This window comes from Bacillus sp. 005/A4HT-01/001 (genome assembly GCF_004634445.1).
Taxonomy (GTDB): domain Bacteria; phylum Bacillota; class Bacilli; order Bacillales; family Bacillaceae; genus Bacillus; species Bacillus altitudinis.
Genome location: NZ_SEIZ01000002.1, coordinates 305875 through 321059 on the forward strand (window position 1 = coordinate 305875; position 15185 = coordinate 321059).

Below are 15185 nucleotides of genomic sequence, written 5' to 3' on the forward strand. Positions count from 1 at the left end.
CAACTTTTTTTCATATGGTGAGAAAAACGTAGAACTTGAAAGAAAGCGATTAAGTTTAAATTCGTTCTGTTTCTAGAAATTATTGAATGCCGAAAGTTTATTTAAATAGATGCTAAATTATAATTAATTTCCATATTTACAAATAAAATCAATTGCAGTAATATGATATTGAAAATATTTCAGATAGGAGTGGTAATAATGAAATTAAAAGCAAGAACTTGTTACAATTACTCACTAAATGAAATGAAGGAAAAACAATCAAAACTGAAAGCGAGAACATGCTATAATTACTCGCTAAATGAAATGAAAGAAATGCAAAAGGAATTAAAGAAAAAGTAAGAGAGTATGATGAGAAACAGAGGTTTTTTAGAATCTCTGTTTCTTAACACTTAAATAAGGAATAGTGTACATGAATATTAGTAGAGTGAGTACATTAGTTTATTTGGATACTATGATTGTTTTCATAGGGGCACTAGTTTGGACTGGATTGCCTCTTTATTTCTTTGAGATGACTGGTTCATATTTTTATGCAGGCAGTATGTATCTGATTGGTGGCTTTTCGTTTATTTTAAGTAATATTGTGAGCAACTATTTATTTAAAGTTTTTTCTAGATACACAGCAAAATTTTTCGTCACCACATTGTCTATCCTAACCCTTGCTTCGTTTTTTGCTTTAAACAATCAATTATTTAATCTAATGTTTTTTTTAATGCTTGCTTTTCAATTTTTTATAAATGGCTTATCGTTTATTTTAGAATCGGGATTTAACATGTTTTTATCCAATCAACCCCATAAAGATATTGCATATCGTAATATGTTTTTACTCTCAGCTAAAACAATTGGTTTTTTTAGTGGACCAATTTTGTTTATATTCTTTGGATCAGAAATGTATCTTGTTTTTCTGCTCTTTTTTATTGGTTTGTTGGTTTATGAGTATTTGTATCCAATTGTTGCCCAGTTGAAAATCGAAAGTATATCTTTCGCGAATGTTGAAATATTTAAAAAAGTACCAAAGAGTTATTTGTGCATCATGTTTATTGATGGGATGTTTTTACCTGTAGTAATGAATTATTCGTTTATTATTCTGAAAGAAACGTTTTCGGCAAGTGATCTTACTGTATCATTATTTTGGCTAATTGGCGGAGTATCGGTTTTACTAGGAAATCTATTGATCCGAAGAATGGATATACAAAAAATACATTCGAAAGTCTATCTTATAACGATATATCTTATGTTTGGGTTAATTCTAATGATTTTAGCGCCCAATAGTTCACTGTTTTTAATTGGTTTTTTTATTTTGACACTCATTAACCCGTTGTTTATGAGCTTAATCAAAGCATCTTTTTTAGTTGTTTTTGATCCTCACTATAGAAGTATGGCACTTGCAGGTATGAATACATTGAATCAGCTAGGAACGATATTAATCATTACAGTGATTACATTTATGTTGGAAGGTTCTGAATTTTTCAATATTTCTTACATCATTCCGTTATGTCTTTGTATAGGAATCATTCGATTTTTGATTCTAAAAAATATTTTAAAAAGGGGAATTCAATGAATGGATAAAGTGAGTTATCCTGACTTTTCAGTGGACTTAGTAGAAGCATGTTTGAAGTTTGGTTACTATTTTGAAGGAATGGATAAAGAGAATGTCACTCGATTAGTAGATCAATACAAAAAATTTTGGTTCATGATCAAAAAATATCCCGATTGTTCTTTTGCCCCAAATACTGAAATTGATGAGGTTTGGCATTTACATATGCTGTTACCACAAAACTATTATTACGATTGTATGTCGTATTTCGGCGTTATTTTAGCTCATGATGCTGGATTTGGGAATCAAGCTGATGAAGTGGATATACTAAATGAAATGTTTGATAGCGGAAATGATTTATGGGAAAAAGAATTTGGATTTAGATTACCTGATGAAAACGAACTTGAGACGAAACCATAAAAATGATAATAATTGCTTGACAGTGACACTGATATCAATTTAATGATACTTGACATAAGGGGAGAAAAACAAAACCGCCTTACCTGCAAAATGTTGCTACACAAGCAACTGCAGATAAGGCGGTTATTGTCGTCTATATCAGTTAAACTGGATCTTCTTCTTCTCGTAAGATGTGTATTATAAAACATCCAATTGATGGCTTATCAAACAATTATATTGTATAAGTTATTTCCTTTTTAAAAATAATAAGAGGAGACTGACGGCAATCAATACATATGGCCAGTACAATTCAAAACCGGAAGTAGGGATCGAAAGTGTGCTAAGTTGCTTCGTAATTTGTTGAAAGAAATAAAGGAATAGACCGAGTGCAATGAGAACAACACTTTCTATTCGATATTCCTTTTTCTGTGATGACTTCATCAAAAGTGCGAGGCCGACGATGAACACAATCATCGTAAATGTATCTGGCCAGTGTTCTAATTTCGGCTGAAGGATAAAGTGTAGCGCAAGGCCTGTCATGAGCATACCGATAAACACATGAGAGGTTTCCTGTTCCTTCTTTCCTTGATATAAGAAAGCAAGGCCAAAAAGCAGTACAAGTGTATACCATTTCTCCTGATCTTTCCAAATGTCAAATTGATCTCCTGAGAGAATGGCATATAGTGCTACAGCCAGCAAAGTGAGCGGCAGCAAAATAGATTTCTTCTTCAAAGATGTCACCTTCTTATAAGCAGATCATTTGTCCGCACGCGCCAAATCTGGTAAATTGCTTGAAGTGATGATATGGCATTCGATGTCGAACATTTTTCTACTATATCACAACATTTTTGAAATCTGTTCACAATTTTTATCCAGTTAAAAATGAATATATGTTATAATCATTATAAATAATAAATTCTATATTGTAATTATTATAAATTAGACAGGGCGTTGGGGGTGCAAGCTGAAGTTATGCATATTCTTGTTGTGGGTTTAGATTATAAAACAGCCCCTGTTGAGATACGGGAACAGCTGAGCTTTGAACCGAGCGAGCTCGGAACAGCGATGTCCAAGCTTAAAGAAGAAAAAAGCATTCTAGAGAATATCGTCATCTCAACATGTAATCGAACAGAGATCTACGCAGTTGTAGATCAGCTTCATACTGGTCGGTTTTATATAAAAAGATTTTTAGCAGATTGGTTCGGTTTAGAAAAAGAAGATGTCTCTCCATATTTGAAGTTTTATGAAAATGATGGAGCGGTTGAGCATTTATTCCGGGTTGCCTGTGGACTTGATTCTATGGTCATTGGTGAAACACAAATACTCGGTCAAGTGCGCTCAAGCTTTAAAGTCGCTCAAGAGGAGAAGACCATTGGTACCGTTTTCAATTATTTGTTTAAGCAGGCGGTAACAGTTGCGAAGCGCTCTCATGCGGAAACAGATATTGCGTCTAACGCTGTATCTGTCAGCTATGCGGCAGTGGAACTTGCCAAAAAAATCTTTGGACGTCTTTCTGATAAACATGTCCTTATTCTTGGTGCGGGTAAAATGGGCGAGCTGGCGGCTCAAAACCTTCAAGGTCAAGGGATTGGCCAGGTAACAGTCATCAATCGAACGTTTGAAAAGGCCAAAGAACTGGCAGGCCGTTTTTCAGGAGAGCCTAAGAGCTTGAATCAATTAGAAAAAACTTTATCTGAAGCGGATATTTTAATTAGCTCTACTGGGGCTAAACAATTTGTGATCACAAAGGAAATGGTCGAAAAAGCGAACAAACAGAGAAAAGGCAGACCTCTATTCATGGTGGATATTGCAGTACCACGTGATTTAGATCCAGCTATTTCTGAAGTAGAAGGTGCTTTTTTGTATGACATTGATGACCTTGAGGGCATTGTGGCAGCTAACCTGAAAGAGCGACGTGCAGTAGCTGAAGAGGTGGAGCTTCTCATCGAAGCTGAAATTGTGGAATTTAAGCAATGGCTTAATACGCTCGGAGTGGTTCCTGTGATTTCTGCTTTAAGAGAAAAAGCACTCTCGATTCAAGCGGATACGATGCAAAGCATCGAACGAAAGCTTCCAAACCTTACAAATCGTGAAATGAAGCTGTTAAATAAACATACGAAAAGCATCATCAATCAAATGCTGAAAGATCCTATCTTAAAGGCCAAAGAAATTGCCGGGGAACCGAATGCAGAGGAAAAACTTTTACTCTTTAAAGAAATCTTTGATTTACAGGTTGAAGATGAAGAGCAAAAGGCAGAGCCGATGCAGGTGGAGCAAGGGGCATTTCAGCTGTTCAAATCAAATATGGCACAAGGCCTTGCTACAGTTGCCAGTGAGTGATTAGGCGATGATGGAATCCATTGTAGCGAGACTAGGCGAAGCGACGATCTTGATCTATGCACTCAGTGTCTTGTTCTATTTCATAGATTTTCTTCAACACAACCGGAAGGCTGGAAAAATGGCTTTCTGGTTGCTTTCTATTGTCTGGCTGCTGCAAACAGTCTACATGTTTTATATTATGATGGAAACAGACCGATTCCCTGTGTTGAATGTAGCAGAGGGGTTATATTTTTATACGTGGGTGCTTGTGACATTGTCACTTGTTTTGACACAAGTATTACGCGTTGAATTTATTGTCTTTTTTACAAATGTGATTGGTTTTTCCATGATGGCGATTCACACCTTTACACCATCCGATCTTCATTCTGCCGAACTGACGGGAAAGCTGACGAGTGAGCTGCTCGTCATTCATATTACGATGGCCATTTTATCATACGGCGCTTTTTCACTTTCATTTGCTTTTTCACTCCTCTATCTATTTCAATATCGTTTGCTGAAAAAGAAAAAATGGGGAAAATGGCTTTTGAGAATTGAAGACTTATCAAAGCTTGATCACATGGCGTATGTCTTAAATATTATTGGCGTGCCGATGCTCTTGCTTAGTTTAATTCTTGGCATTATATGGGCATATATCTCGTATGATACGTTGTACTGGACAGATGCAAAGGTGCTCGGTTCGTTTATTATGCTGTTTTTATACGGTTTTTACTTATACATTAGACTGGTGAGAAATATGCAGGGCAAAATCGTGGCGCGATGGAATGTCGCTTCATTTCTTGTGCTGATGATCAATTATTTTCTGCTTGGTAGCTTATCAACCTTTCATTGGTTTCAATAATGATGAGTCTTAAGGGCATTGTCGGGAGGAAGACGTAATGCGTACAATTAAAGTAGGTTCTAGACGAAGCAAACTTGCGATTACACAAACAAAATGGGTCATTCAAAAGTTGTCTGAACTAAACCCTTCTTATTCTTTTGAAATTAAAGAGATTGTGACAAAGGGTGATCAAATTTTAGATGTGACCTTATCAAAGGTTGGCGGAAAAGGTCTGTTTGTTAAAGAGATTGAACAGGCAATGCTGAACCATGACATCGATATGGCGGTACACAGCATGAAAGATATGCCGGCTTCTCTTCCAGAAGGTTTAGTCATCGGCTGTATTCCTGAGCGTGAAGATGTGCGGGATGCATTGATTTCAAAGGATCATCTCCGTCTTCATGAACTACCAAAGGGAGCGATTGTGGGAACGAGCAGCTTACGGCGCAGTGCTCAGCTTCTTCAGGAGAGACCAGATCTTGAGATTAAATGGATCCGTGGAAACATTGATACGAGACTCGAAAAACTGAAAAATGAAGAATATGATGCGATTATTCTAGCGGCTGCCGGATTGTCTAGAATGGGCTGGAGTCAAGAAGTCGTGTCGGAATTTTTATCTCCTGATACTTGCCTTCCTGCTGTGGGGCAGGGCGCATTGTCGATAGAATGCCGCGGAGATGACGAAGAGCTCTTGCAGCTGTTAGCTCAATTCACAAATGAGTATACAAAGAAAACGGTCCTTGCTGAAAGATCCTTCCTTAAGCAAATGGATGGAAGCTGTCAAGTGCCGATCGCTGGTTACGCAACGATGAATGAGCGTGATGAAATTGAATTGACAGGTCTTGTGGCATCTGCGGATGGGCATACGATTATTCGAGAAACCGTAACAGGAACTGACCCTGAGGCAATCGGAACAGCATGTGCGAAGCAGATGGCTGATAAGGGAGCAAAGGATTTGATCGACAAGGTGAAAAAGGATCTGTCTTCCCAATGACGATAGCCAAATCGCTTTACGGACAGACGGTGCTTGTCACTCGAAATGAACGTCAAGCGGGTGCGTTTCAGCAGAAAATTGAAGCGCTGAACGGCCATGCTGTTTTAACCTCTCTTATCAGGTTTGAGCCAACGCTGACAAAAGAAAAAGCGAAGGCATTTTTAGAAGACTTAGAAGCAAGCCATTGGCTTGTGTTTACGAGTGTAAATGGTGCGTCTTTTTTTCTCAGTTATATAGAGAAGCATCAATTACATCAAAGCTTATCCCACTTGAAAGTGGCGGCTGTAGGTGAAAAAACATCTGCCTATCTGATGCAGCACGGCCTAAAAGTGGATGTGGTTCCAGAGCGATTTATAGCAGAAGAACTGGCAGATGCTTTAATTGAACATGTACACCCAGAAGAATGTGTCTTTGTAGCAAAAGGCCACCTGTCACGAGATGTGGTGAAGAATACCCTCGTTCCGCTTGGCATTGACGTAAAAGAGTGGATTATATATGAAACAGTGAAGGATGAGGACGGAATTATCGCACTCAAGTCGGCAATGATGGAGCAATCATTTGATTTTATTACATTTACAAGCTCCTCCACTGTTCATTCTTTTATGCACGCCATGGAGGCTGATATCGATAGATTAGCTGCATCAGACACATGTTTTGTGAGCATCGGTCCTCTTACACAAGAGGCGCTGCTTCAATACGGGATTTCTTCTGAAACCCCAGATACTTATACGATAGACGGGATGCTTGATTTGATGTGCCGTTTATCTGAAAGGAAGTTGAACCAATGATGAAATTTAACAGACACCGCAGATTGCGTACAAGCGCAGGAATGAGAGAATTGGTGAGAGAAACATTTTTAAGACCCTCTGATTTCATTTATCCCATCTTTTTTGTAGAGGGAGAGAATGTCCGGAAAGAAGTCCCTTCAATGCCGGGTGTCTATCACATTTCAGTTGATCTTGTGAAAGAAGAAGTCCAAGAGCTTGTTGACCTTGGGATTAAATCTATCATTGTTTTTGGGGTACCAGACCATAAAGACCATGTAGGCAGTGAAGCTTATCACGATCATGGGATTGTTCAAAGAGCAACGCTTGAAATCAAAAAGCATTTCCCTGAGCTTGTGGTCATTGCTGATACTTGCTTATGCCAATATACAGATCACGGACATTGTGGAATCGTTGAAGATGGAGAAGTTTTAAATGATGAATCTCTTCAGCTCTTAGCGAAAACCGCTGTCAGTCAGGCTCGTGCAGGTGCAGATATCATTGCTCCATCAAACATGATGGATGGCTTTGTTATCGCAATTCGTGAGGCGCTTGATGAGGCCGGCTTTGTTCATGTGCCTGTCATGTCATATGCTGTGAAATATGCAAGTGCTTTTTACGGTCCGTTTCGTGATGCGGCGCATAGCACACCGCAGTTTGGAGATCGTAAAACGTATCAAATGGACCCTGCAAACCGCTTAGAAGCACTGAGAGAAGCGCAGTCTGATGTAGAAGAAGGCGCTGACTTCCTGATCGTGAAGCCGTCACTTTCATACTTAGATATCATGCGTGATGTGAAAAATGAATTTACACTTCCTGTTGTTGCGTACAATGTGAGCGGAGAGTATGCAATGGTGAAAGCAGCAGCTCAAAATGGCTGGATTTCTGAAAAAGAGCTTGTTCTTGAAATGCTGACTAGCATGAAACGTGCAGGCGCAGAATTAATCATTACGTATCATGCAAAAGATGCAGCAAAATGGCTCTCAGAATAAAGAACGGATAGACAGGAGGACATTGAAATGGGACGTAGCTATGAAAAGTCAAAGAAAGCATTTAAAGAAGCGCAGCAGTTAATGCCGGGTGGTGTGAACAGCCCTGTGCGCGCATTTAAATCAGTCAATACAGACCCGATTTTTATGGAGCGAGGAAAAGGCGCAAAAATATATGATATTGACGGAAATGAATATATTGATTATGTCTTATCGTGGGGACCGCTTATTTTAGGGCATACGAATGACCGTGTGGTTGAAAGTATTCAGCGAGTAGCTGAACATGGTACAAGCTTCGGTGCTTCTACTTTAGTTGAAAATGAATTAGCTAAGCTTGTATCAGAACGAGTTCCTTCTATTGAGGTCATTCGTATGGTCAGCTCTGGAACAGAGGCGACGATGAGTGCGCTTCGTCTAGCACGTGGTTTTACAGGCAGAAACAAAATTGTGAAATTTGAAGGCTGTTATCATGGCCACGGTGATTCTTTGCTTATTAAAGCTGGTTCGGGTGTGGCAACGCTTGGACTTCCGGATAGCCCTGGTGTCCCTGAAGGTACAGCAAGCAATACGATCACCGTTCCGTACAATGATTTAGAAAGCATCAAAGTCGCTTTTGAAGAATTTGGAGACGACATTGCAGGTGTCATTGTAGAACCAGTTGCAGGAAATATGGGGGTTGTCCCTCCGCAAGAAGGTTTCTTGCAAGGATTGAGAGACATCACCGAGCAATATGGCTCTTTACTCATTTTTGATGAGGTCATGACAGGCTTCCGTGTGGATTATCATTGTGCCCAAGGCTATTTTGGCATTACGCCTGATCTGACATGTCTTGGTAAAGTCATCGGAGGCGGCCTGCCAGTTGGTGCTTATGGCGGTAGAGCGGACATTATGAGACAAATTGCGCCAAGCGGCCCGATATATCAAGCAGGAACGTTATCCGGTAACCCGCTTGCGATGACAGCAGGTCTTGAAACATTAAAACAGCTGACACCTGAGTCTTATGAAGAGTTTAGACGCAAAGGAGATCGTTTGGAAGAAGGCATTTCAAATGCGGCGAAAGCACATGGGATTCCATTAACATTTAACCGTGCCGGTTCCATGATTGGATTCTTCTTTACAAACGAACAAGTCGTCAATTACGATACAGCGAAAACAGCTGACCTCGCTTTATTCGCTGAATTCTACAAGGAAATGGCTGATCACGGCATCTTCCTTCCACCTTCACAATTCGAAGGGCTGTTCCTATCAACTGCTCATACGGATGAAGACATCGAATATACGATTGAGACAGTTGAAAAGGTATTTCAAAAATTAGCTCAGTAACCAAAAGCCGATATGGAGACATATCGGCTTAGATCGTTGACAAAGGGTTAAAATGAACTTTATTTTAGCCCTTTGTCTTCTTTTCAGCGTGAAAGAAAACCTTTGCAGTCTAGGAAGGACGAGCACCGGAGCGGAGCGAATTTGACATTCGTGAGCACCAGCGCGCAGGACTGACACCGAATGCGAGGGTTTGTCTACACGCTGAGCCGATATGGAGACATATCGGCTTTTTGCTTTGCATAAAACCAATCATATTTTCACCGCCTCCTTCATACACCTGTATTGACATCTAATTTTATTTTGAAGGATTAGATGAAAGGAGGACACCGACTTGTCTCAAAACAATCGATTACAGTTTTCGGTAGAAGAGTCCATTTATTTCAAAAACGGACAGGAAGTCAGTGAGCTACTGTCAATTTCTCTCGATCCTGACATTCTCGTTCAAGAAGTGAATGATTATGTTTCCATTAGAGGTTCACTCGAGCTAACAGGAGAATACAACATAAATCAAGAGGAGCTAATGGGTGAATCCAGTTCCTATGCATCATACAGGCAGGCTGATGAGGTGAAGGTAAGAGAGGACGGAACGGCGGAGCTGCTGCATCAATTTCCGGTGGATATCACGATCCCCAAGAACAAAATTAGTCATTTAAATGATGTATTTGTGTTTATTGATGCATTTGATTACCAGCTGACAGAAAGCCGTTTGCTCACGATTCAGGCTGATTTGGCCATTGAAGGTCTGTTAGATGAAGGAACGCCTGAACCGCTTGTAGGAGAGCCATATGAATTTGTCCATCGTGCTGAAGAGGAATATGGCGATGTCACTTATGAATATCAGGCGCAGTCTGAATATGAAGAGCAAGAAATGCTGCCACGTGAAGAGCATGAAGAAAATGCAGAACAGCATGCCGCTTTGCAACATGAAGCGCGAACTGAACAAGAAGAGGATGAAATAGACATCGAGACGGTGATGGTGGAAGAAGTAGAAGAAGAGGAGGGAAATGAGGAAGAAGAAGCGGTGGCGCTTGGGTATCGTTCCTTCCCAGAAGCTCAAGTACAAGAGCCGCCATTCTTTGACCCGCCTAAGCTGTTAGAAGAAGAGGAGCGGGATGATACGTTCTTTGAGGTGGAAGTGAGGAAAGACCCTGAAGCAGAGAGCAAGGAAGAAGAAGATCCGCCAGCTTATCCAACCTTTGAATCACCTGCTTATCAGATGGAACAGACGCAGGAAGAGCGGGATGACAGCTATCAGTTCGAACGATTATATGAACGTGAAGCACCAAAGGTGTATGAATCAGCTCAAGAAGCTGAGGAGTTTGAACATGACCAGAGAGAAGCGTCTGGCAGTGAGAATTCTCTTTATTTAACGAAGCTGTTCGCTAAGCAGGAGGAGGAAGATTTTTCTCGCATGAAAATATGTATAGTTCAGCAAGAAGATACGGTCGATCGTATTTGTGAGCGATATCAGTTGAATGTGCAGCAGCTCCTTCGAACGAATTCATTGTCGGTGGATGCAGAGCTTGAAGAAGGGCAGATTCTTTATATTCCTGAATATCAAAAAAGCAATGCATAGTATGAGATGATGGACCGAGAAAATGTGGTGAGAGAACGTGGATGAAATCCAATCTGTCCTATACGAATACGGGCTTGAGGCTGAATATATCGAACCTGTCAGTCCAGCAGTCGTTAGAGTGTATACAAAGCAGGGCGTATTTGCACTAAAGCGAGTAAAACCCCATCGACACATGCAGTTTACAGAGCAAATGCTTGAACTAGAATCAAAAGGCTATCGCTCGTTTGTGCCGATTTATCGCACGAAGAGCGGTTCCTTTTTCTCTAATCATCGAGAAAGCCAGTACACGTATTATCTCATGCCATGGCTGACGAATGAAAAGAGAGAAGAGCAGGACGATAAACATGAATATTTATTTCAAGAGATTGCAAGACTTCATAAACGAACAGAAGTCATGATGGACATTACTGAGCAGGAAATAGAGGCTCACTACACCCAAATGAAAAGCAAATGGGAAACAGAGAAAGACATGTATGAACGGTTTATCGAGCGGGCAGAACAAACATGGTATATGTCGCCATTTGAGCTGGCTGCTGCTATGTATTTTTCAGAAGCGATGTCTGCAAGTGAATTTGCACTTGAACGTTTAGAGGATTGGCATGAGGAAATGAAAGACCAAGAGACGACACGTATTGTGTTAAACCATGGGCAATTGTCAATCCATCACTTTTTGTACAATGATGTAGGTACAGGACATTTCACCAATTTTGAGCGGTCTAAAAAGGCTGCCCCCATTTATGACCTTTTGACCTTTTACTATCGCACATTCAAAACCTACCCTACTCCTTGTCCTGAATGCACATCTTTGTTTTATACGTATCAAAAGGGAAATAAACTTCGTGAGGAAGAGATTCATTTGTTCTTGAGCTACCTCGCTTATCCGCAGGGTTTGTTTGATACGGTGAAAGCCTATGAAGCAGGCGGACAGGATGAGATGGAAAGTTGTCAGGAGCTGTTAAGGGCGTATTGGCAAATGAAAAACTCTGAGCCGACCGTCATGAAAATACACGAAATTGAGCAGGCTAGACGCCTTGAAGAAGAACAAAATGCCTCGTCATCAGAAGAGTGACGAGGTTGTTTGCTGTCAAATGTCTAACATGGGGTAATCGATACATAAGAGTGAGCCTGCAGCTTTCAGCTCTCTTAAAACCAATCAAGGTGAAAGGCGCAGGCGAGAAATATAAGAATTCCTAAGATGAGGACGTCAAATGTTGTGGGAAAAATGATCGTGCGAAAGCCTTGAAATATGGCAATCGGGAGAACGACTTGGGAGGCAACTGCCCGAATTTGTCTAAGCCATGGGGGGAGTGTGTAAGGATTGATCTTTTTCAAAATAAAACGCCCTCCTTCTTTATTTTGTTATTATCATATGGGCAAAGAGGCAAAGGGTGCCTGTCCAATTTGTATAAAGAAGAAGAAAAGCGGAAAAGATGATTGACGAAAACAAAAGGCATTTAGTAATATTAATAAAAGATGAGTATAAGCTGATGAACGTGATATATCGTAAGCGTGGATCAGGAAGAGTACGAGCAAGACCCTAAAGAGAGGGAAACCAATAGCTGAAAGGTTTTCTAGGATACACTTGTTTGGAAGGTCGCCTGTGAGCTTAATTTCTTGAAACATGTAGTAGAGAAATTCGGGAGATCCCCGTTATCCTTTAGAGAGTACGGGACACGTCTAAGTGTTTCGTGAAAAAAGGTGGTACCGCGAAAAAGCTTTTTCGTCCTTTTATAAGGATGAAAAGGCTTTTTTTATGTTTCATCAGCCGAAAAAATGTGGAGGTAACACAAATGGAAACAAATAATCAAGAAATGCCAACAAAGTACGATCCAAATGCGATTGAAAAAGACCGCTATACGTACTGGCTTGAAGGGAAATTCTTCGAAGCACAAAATGACAAAACGAAAGATCCATATACAGTCGTCATTCCTCCACCAAACGTGACAGGAAAATTACACTTAGGGCATGCTTGGGATTCAACCCTTCAAGACATCGTAACTCGTATGAAACGGATGCAGGGCTATGATGTTTTATGGCTGCCAGGAATGGACCATGCGGGTATTGCAACACAAGCAAAGGTAGAGGCGAAGCTTCGCGAAGAAGGCGTGAGCCGCTATGATCTCGGACGTGAAAAATTTGTAGAAGAAACGTGGAAGTGGAAAGAAGAGTATGCCGATTTTATTCGCAGCCAGTGGGCGAAAATGGGTCTAGGTCTAGACTATTCGCGTGAGCGTTTCACATTAGATGAAGGCTTGAATAAAGCAGTCCGCCAAGTGTTTGTTCAATTGTATGAAAAAGGATTGATCTATCGCGGAGAATACATCATTAACTGGGACCCAGCAACAAAAACGGCCCTTTCTGATATTGAAGTCATCTACAAGGATGTACAAGGTGCGTTTTATCACTTGAGATATCCGCTTGCAGATGGATCAGGTTCGATTGAAATTGCGACAACAAGACCTGAAACGATGCTGGGAGATACGGCAGTCGCTGTACATCCTGAAGATGAACGCTATCAGCATTTGATTGGGAAAACAGTTGTTTTACCAATTACAGGCCGAGAGATTCCAATCGTCGGGGATGACTATGTCGATATGGAATTTGGATCAGGAGCTGTAAAAATTACGCCGGCTCATGACCCGAATGACTTCGAGCTTGGAAACCGTCATAACCTAGAGCGCATTCTTGTGATGAATGAAGATGGCACAATGAATGGAAACGCACTTCAATACAAAGGAATGGACCGCTTCGAATGTCGTAAACAGCTTGTGAAAGATCTTCAAGAAGAAGGCATTTTGTTCAAAATTGAGGACCACATGCATTCAGTTGGTCACAGTGAGCGCAGTGGCGCTGTAGTGGAGCCTTATTTATCAACACAATGGTTTGTGAAAATGCAGCCGCTCGCAGATGAAGCCATCAATCTGCAAAAAGGTGATGAGCAAGTTCAATTTGTTCCAGACCGATTTGAAAAGACGTATTTACACTGGATGGAAAATATCCGTGACTGGTGTATTTCTCGTCAACTATGGTGGGGACACCGTATCCCGGCTTGGTATCATAAAGAAACGAAGGAAGTATACGTGGGACTTGATGCGCCAGAAGATATTGAAAACTGGGAGCAAGATAACGATGTACTTGATACATGGTTTAGTTCAGCGCTTTGGCCTTTCTCTACAATGGGCTGGCCAGATGCAGAAAGTGAAGACTTCAAGCGCTACTACCCAACCAATCTGCTTGTAACAGGCTATGACATCATCTTCTTCTGGGTCTCTCGTATGATCTTCCAAGGTCTTGAATTCACAGGAGAAAAACCATTTAAAGACGTCCTCATTCATGGTCTTATTCGCGATGAACAAGGGCGTAAAATGAGTAAGTCACTTGGCAACGGAATTGATCCAATGGAGGTCATCGACAAATACGGTGCGGATTCACTGAGATATTTCTTAGCGACTGGAAGCTCTCCAGGTCAAGATTTACGTTTTAGCTTTGAAAAGGTTGAATCCACTTGGAACTTTGCGAACAAAATTTGGAACGCATCCCGTTTTGCTCTCATGAATATGGATGGTTTAACGTACGATGAGCTTGATTTGACAGGAGAAAAATCAGTTGCTGATCAATGGATTTTGACACGCTTAAATGAAACAATTGAAAGTGTCACACAGCTTGCTGATAAGTATGAATTTGGTGAAGTGGGCAGACATTTATACAACTTCATTTGGGATGATTTCTGTGATTGGTACATTGAAATGGCGAAACTTCCGCTTTATGGAGAAGATGAAGCGGCGAAGAAAACGACTCGTTCGATCCTTGCGTATGTATTAGATCAAACGATGAGACTTCTACATCCGTTTATGCCGTTCTTAACAGAAGAAATCTGGCAGCATCTGCCTCACGAAGGTGAGTCTATTACGGTTGCGAAATGGCCTGAAGTGAAGCCTGAGCTTTCAAACGAACAGGCTTCTGCTGACATGAAGCTGCTTGTTGAACTGATTCGTTCTGTTCGTAACATTCGCAGTGAAGTCAACACACCAATGAGCAAACAAGTTGAGCTATATATCAAAGCATCCACATCTGATGTACAGGAACGTTTAGAGAAGAACCGTTCATATATTGAACGCTTTACGAATCCAAGTGTGCTTGAAATTGGCACGGATGTTCCTGCTAGTGATAAAGCGATGACAGCAGTTATTTCTGGAGCAGAGCTCATTCTTCCGCTTGAAGGTTTAATCAATTTAGACGAAGAAATTGCCCGTCTGCAAAAAGAGCTTGATAAACTGACAAAAGAAGTGGAACGAGTTCAGAAAAAGCTTGGCAATGAAGGCTTTATGAAAAAAGCACCTGAAAGTGTCGTAGAAGAAGAGCGTGCGAAAGAACGTGATTATGTCGCAAAACGCGAAGCTGTTCAAAAGCGTATTGAAGAGCTGAAAGCATAATGTTGAAAAGACGGCT

Annotated in this window: 14 protein-coding genes and 1 other annotated feature; of the genes, 12 read left to right on the forward strand and 2 right to left on the reverse strand. The window is 40.7% G+C overall.

Annotation, left to right across the window (positions count from 1 at the left end; all coding sequences use genetic code 11):
• Positions 1-198 precede the first annotated feature (198 nt).
• The 3 genes from ES896_RS20080 (at position 199) to ES896_RS07140 (ending at position 1954) form a co-directional block, all read left to right on the forward strand.
• Positions 199-339, forward strand: coding sequence for a hypothetical protein (locus ES896_RS20080; RefSeq protein WP_017367733.1), 141 nt, complete (start codon positions 199-201; stop codon positions 337-339).
• A 70-nt stretch (positions 340-409) separates the two neighbouring features.
• A complete protein-coding gene (locus ES896_RS07135) occupies positions 410-1558 on the forward strand; it encodes an MFS transporter (RefSeq protein WP_017367732.1) in 1149 nt (382 codons plus the stop codon).
• Complete coding sequence (locus ES896_RS07140) at positions 1559-1954, forward strand: glycine-rich domain-containing protein (protein WP_017367731.1); 396 nt, start codon at positions 1559-1561, stop codon at positions 1952-1954.
• A 225-nt stretch (positions 1955-2179) separates the two neighbouring features.
• Here ES896_RS07140 and ES896_RS07145 read toward each other — a convergent pair whose 3' ends face one another.
• Positions 2180-2665, reverse strand: coding sequence for a hypothetical protein (locus ES896_RS07145; RefSeq protein WP_024718411.1), 486 nt, complete (start codon positions 2663-2665; stop codon positions 2180-2182).
• Positions 2666-2905: 240 nt separating this feature from the next.
• Here ES896_RS07145 and hemA point away from each other — a divergent pair, with 240 nt between their 5' ends.
• The 8 genes from hemA to ysxE all read left to right on the forward strand — a co-directional run bounded on the left by hemA (position 2906) and on the right by ysxE (position 11805).
• Positions 2906-4273, forward strand: coding sequence for a glutamyl-tRNA reductase (gene hemA / locus ES896_RS07150; protein ID WP_008342832.1), 1368 nt, complete (start codon positions 2906-2908; stop codon positions 4271-4273).
• Between the two features lie 7 nt (positions 4274-4280).
• A complete protein-coding gene (locus ES896_RS07155) occupies positions 4281-5111 on the forward strand; it encodes a cytochrome c biogenesis protein (protein ID WP_046344142.1) in 831 nt (276 codons plus the stop codon).
• A 37-nt stretch (positions 5112-5148) separates the two neighbouring features.
• Positions 5149-6084 carry a hydroxymethylbilane synthase gene (gene hemC / locus ES896_RS07160; RefSeq protein ID WP_135226644.1) on the forward strand — a complete coding sequence of 312 codons (936 nt, stop codon included), beginning with the start codon at positions 5149-5151 and terminating at the stop codon, positions 6082-6084.
• A complete protein-coding gene (locus ES896_RS07165) occupies positions 6081-6872 on the forward strand; it encodes a uroporphyrinogen-III synthase (RefSeq protein ID WP_008342826.1) in 792 nt (263 codons plus the stop codon). The genes hemC and ES896_RS07165 overlap by 4 nt, the downstream gene beginning before the upstream one ends.
• Entirely contained in the window at positions 6869-7840 is a 972-nt protein-coding gene (gene hemB, locus ES896_RS07170; protein WP_046344140.1) for a porphobilinogen synthase, read from the forward strand. The genes ES896_RS07165 and hemB overlap by 4 nt, the downstream gene beginning before the upstream one ends.
• A 27-nt stretch (positions 7841-7867) precedes the next feature.
• On the forward strand, positions 7868-9160 hold the full coding sequence (gene hemL / locus ES896_RS07175) for a glutamate-1-semialdehyde 2,1-aminomutase (RefSeq protein ID WP_135226645.1): 1293 nt from the start codon (positions 7868-7870) through the stop codon (positions 9158-9160).
• A gap of 331 nt (positions 9161-9491) precedes the next feature.
• Entirely contained in the window at positions 9492-10736 is a 1245-nt protein-coding gene (locus ES896_RS07180; protein WP_135226646.1) for a LysM peptidoglycan-binding domain-containing protein, read from the forward strand.
• Between the two features lie 37 nt (positions 10737-10773).
• Complete coding sequence (gene ysxE / locus ES896_RS07185) at positions 10774-11805, forward strand: spore coat protein YsxE (RefSeq protein WP_008342818.1); 1032 nt, start codon at positions 10774-10776, stop codon at positions 11803-11805.
• A gap of 74 nt (positions 11806-11879) precedes the next feature.
• Here ysxE and ES896_RS07190 read toward each other — a convergent pair whose 3' ends face one another.
• Positions 11880-12068 carry a hypothetical protein gene (locus ES896_RS07190; RefSeq protein ID WP_003216497.1) on the reverse strand — a complete coding sequence of 63 codons (189 nt, stop codon included), beginning with the start codon at positions 12066-12068 and terminating at the stop codon, positions 11880-11882.
• A 169-nt stretch (positions 12069-12237) separates the two neighbouring features.
• Positions 12238-12467 (forward strand) — a binding site (T-box leader).
• A 59-nt stretch (positions 12468-12526) separates the two neighbouring features.
• Here ES896_RS07190 and ES896_RS07195 point away from each other — a divergent pair.
• Positions 12527-15169: a valine--tRNA ligase gene (locus tag ES896_RS07195; RefSeq protein ID WP_017367728.1), complete on the forward strand. Its 2643-nt coding sequence runs from the start codon at positions 12527-12529 to the stop codon at positions 15167-15169.
• The last annotated feature ends 16 nt before the right edge of the window (positions 15170-15185 follow it).

Bases quoted from the DNA above. Each gene is read 5' to 3' on its own strand.
- ES896_RS20080 (WP_017367733.1), top strand. From the start codon at position 199: ATGAAATTAAAAGCAAGAACTTGTTACAATTACTCACTAAATGAAATG.
- ES896_RS07135 (WP_017367732.1), top strand. From the start codon at position 410: ATGAATATTAGTAGAGTGAGTACATTAGTTTATTTGGATACTATGATT.
- ES896_RS07140 (WP_017367731.1), top strand. From the start codon at position 1,559: ATGGATAAAGTGAGTTATCCTGACTTTTCAGTGGACTTAGTAGAAGCA.
- hemA (WP_008342832.1), top strand. From the start codon at position 2,906: ATGCATATTCTTGTTGTGGGTTTAGATTATAAAACAGCCCCTGTTGAG.
- ES896_RS07155 (WP_046344142.1), top strand. From the start codon at position 4,281: ATGATGGAATCCATTGTAGCGAGACTAGGCGAAGCGACGATCTTGATC.
- hemC (WP_135226644.1), top strand. From the start codon at position 5,149: ATGCGTACAATTAAAGTAGGTTCTAGACGAAGCAAACTTGCGATTACA.
- ES896_RS07165 (WP_008342826.1), top strand. From the start codon at position 6,081: ATGACGATAGCCAAATCGCTTTACGGACAGACGGTGCTTGTCACTCGA.
- hemB (WP_046344140.1), top strand. From the start codon at position 6,869: ATGATGAAATTTAACAGACACCGCAGATTGCGTACAAGCGCAGGAATG.
- hemL (WP_135226645.1), top strand. From the start codon at position 7,868: ATGGGACGTAGCTATGAAAAGTCAAAGAAAGCATTTAAAGAAGCGCAG.
- ES896_RS07195 (WP_017367728.1), top strand. From the start codon at position 12,527: ATGGAAACAAATAATCAAGAAATGCCAACAAAGTACGATCCAAATGCG.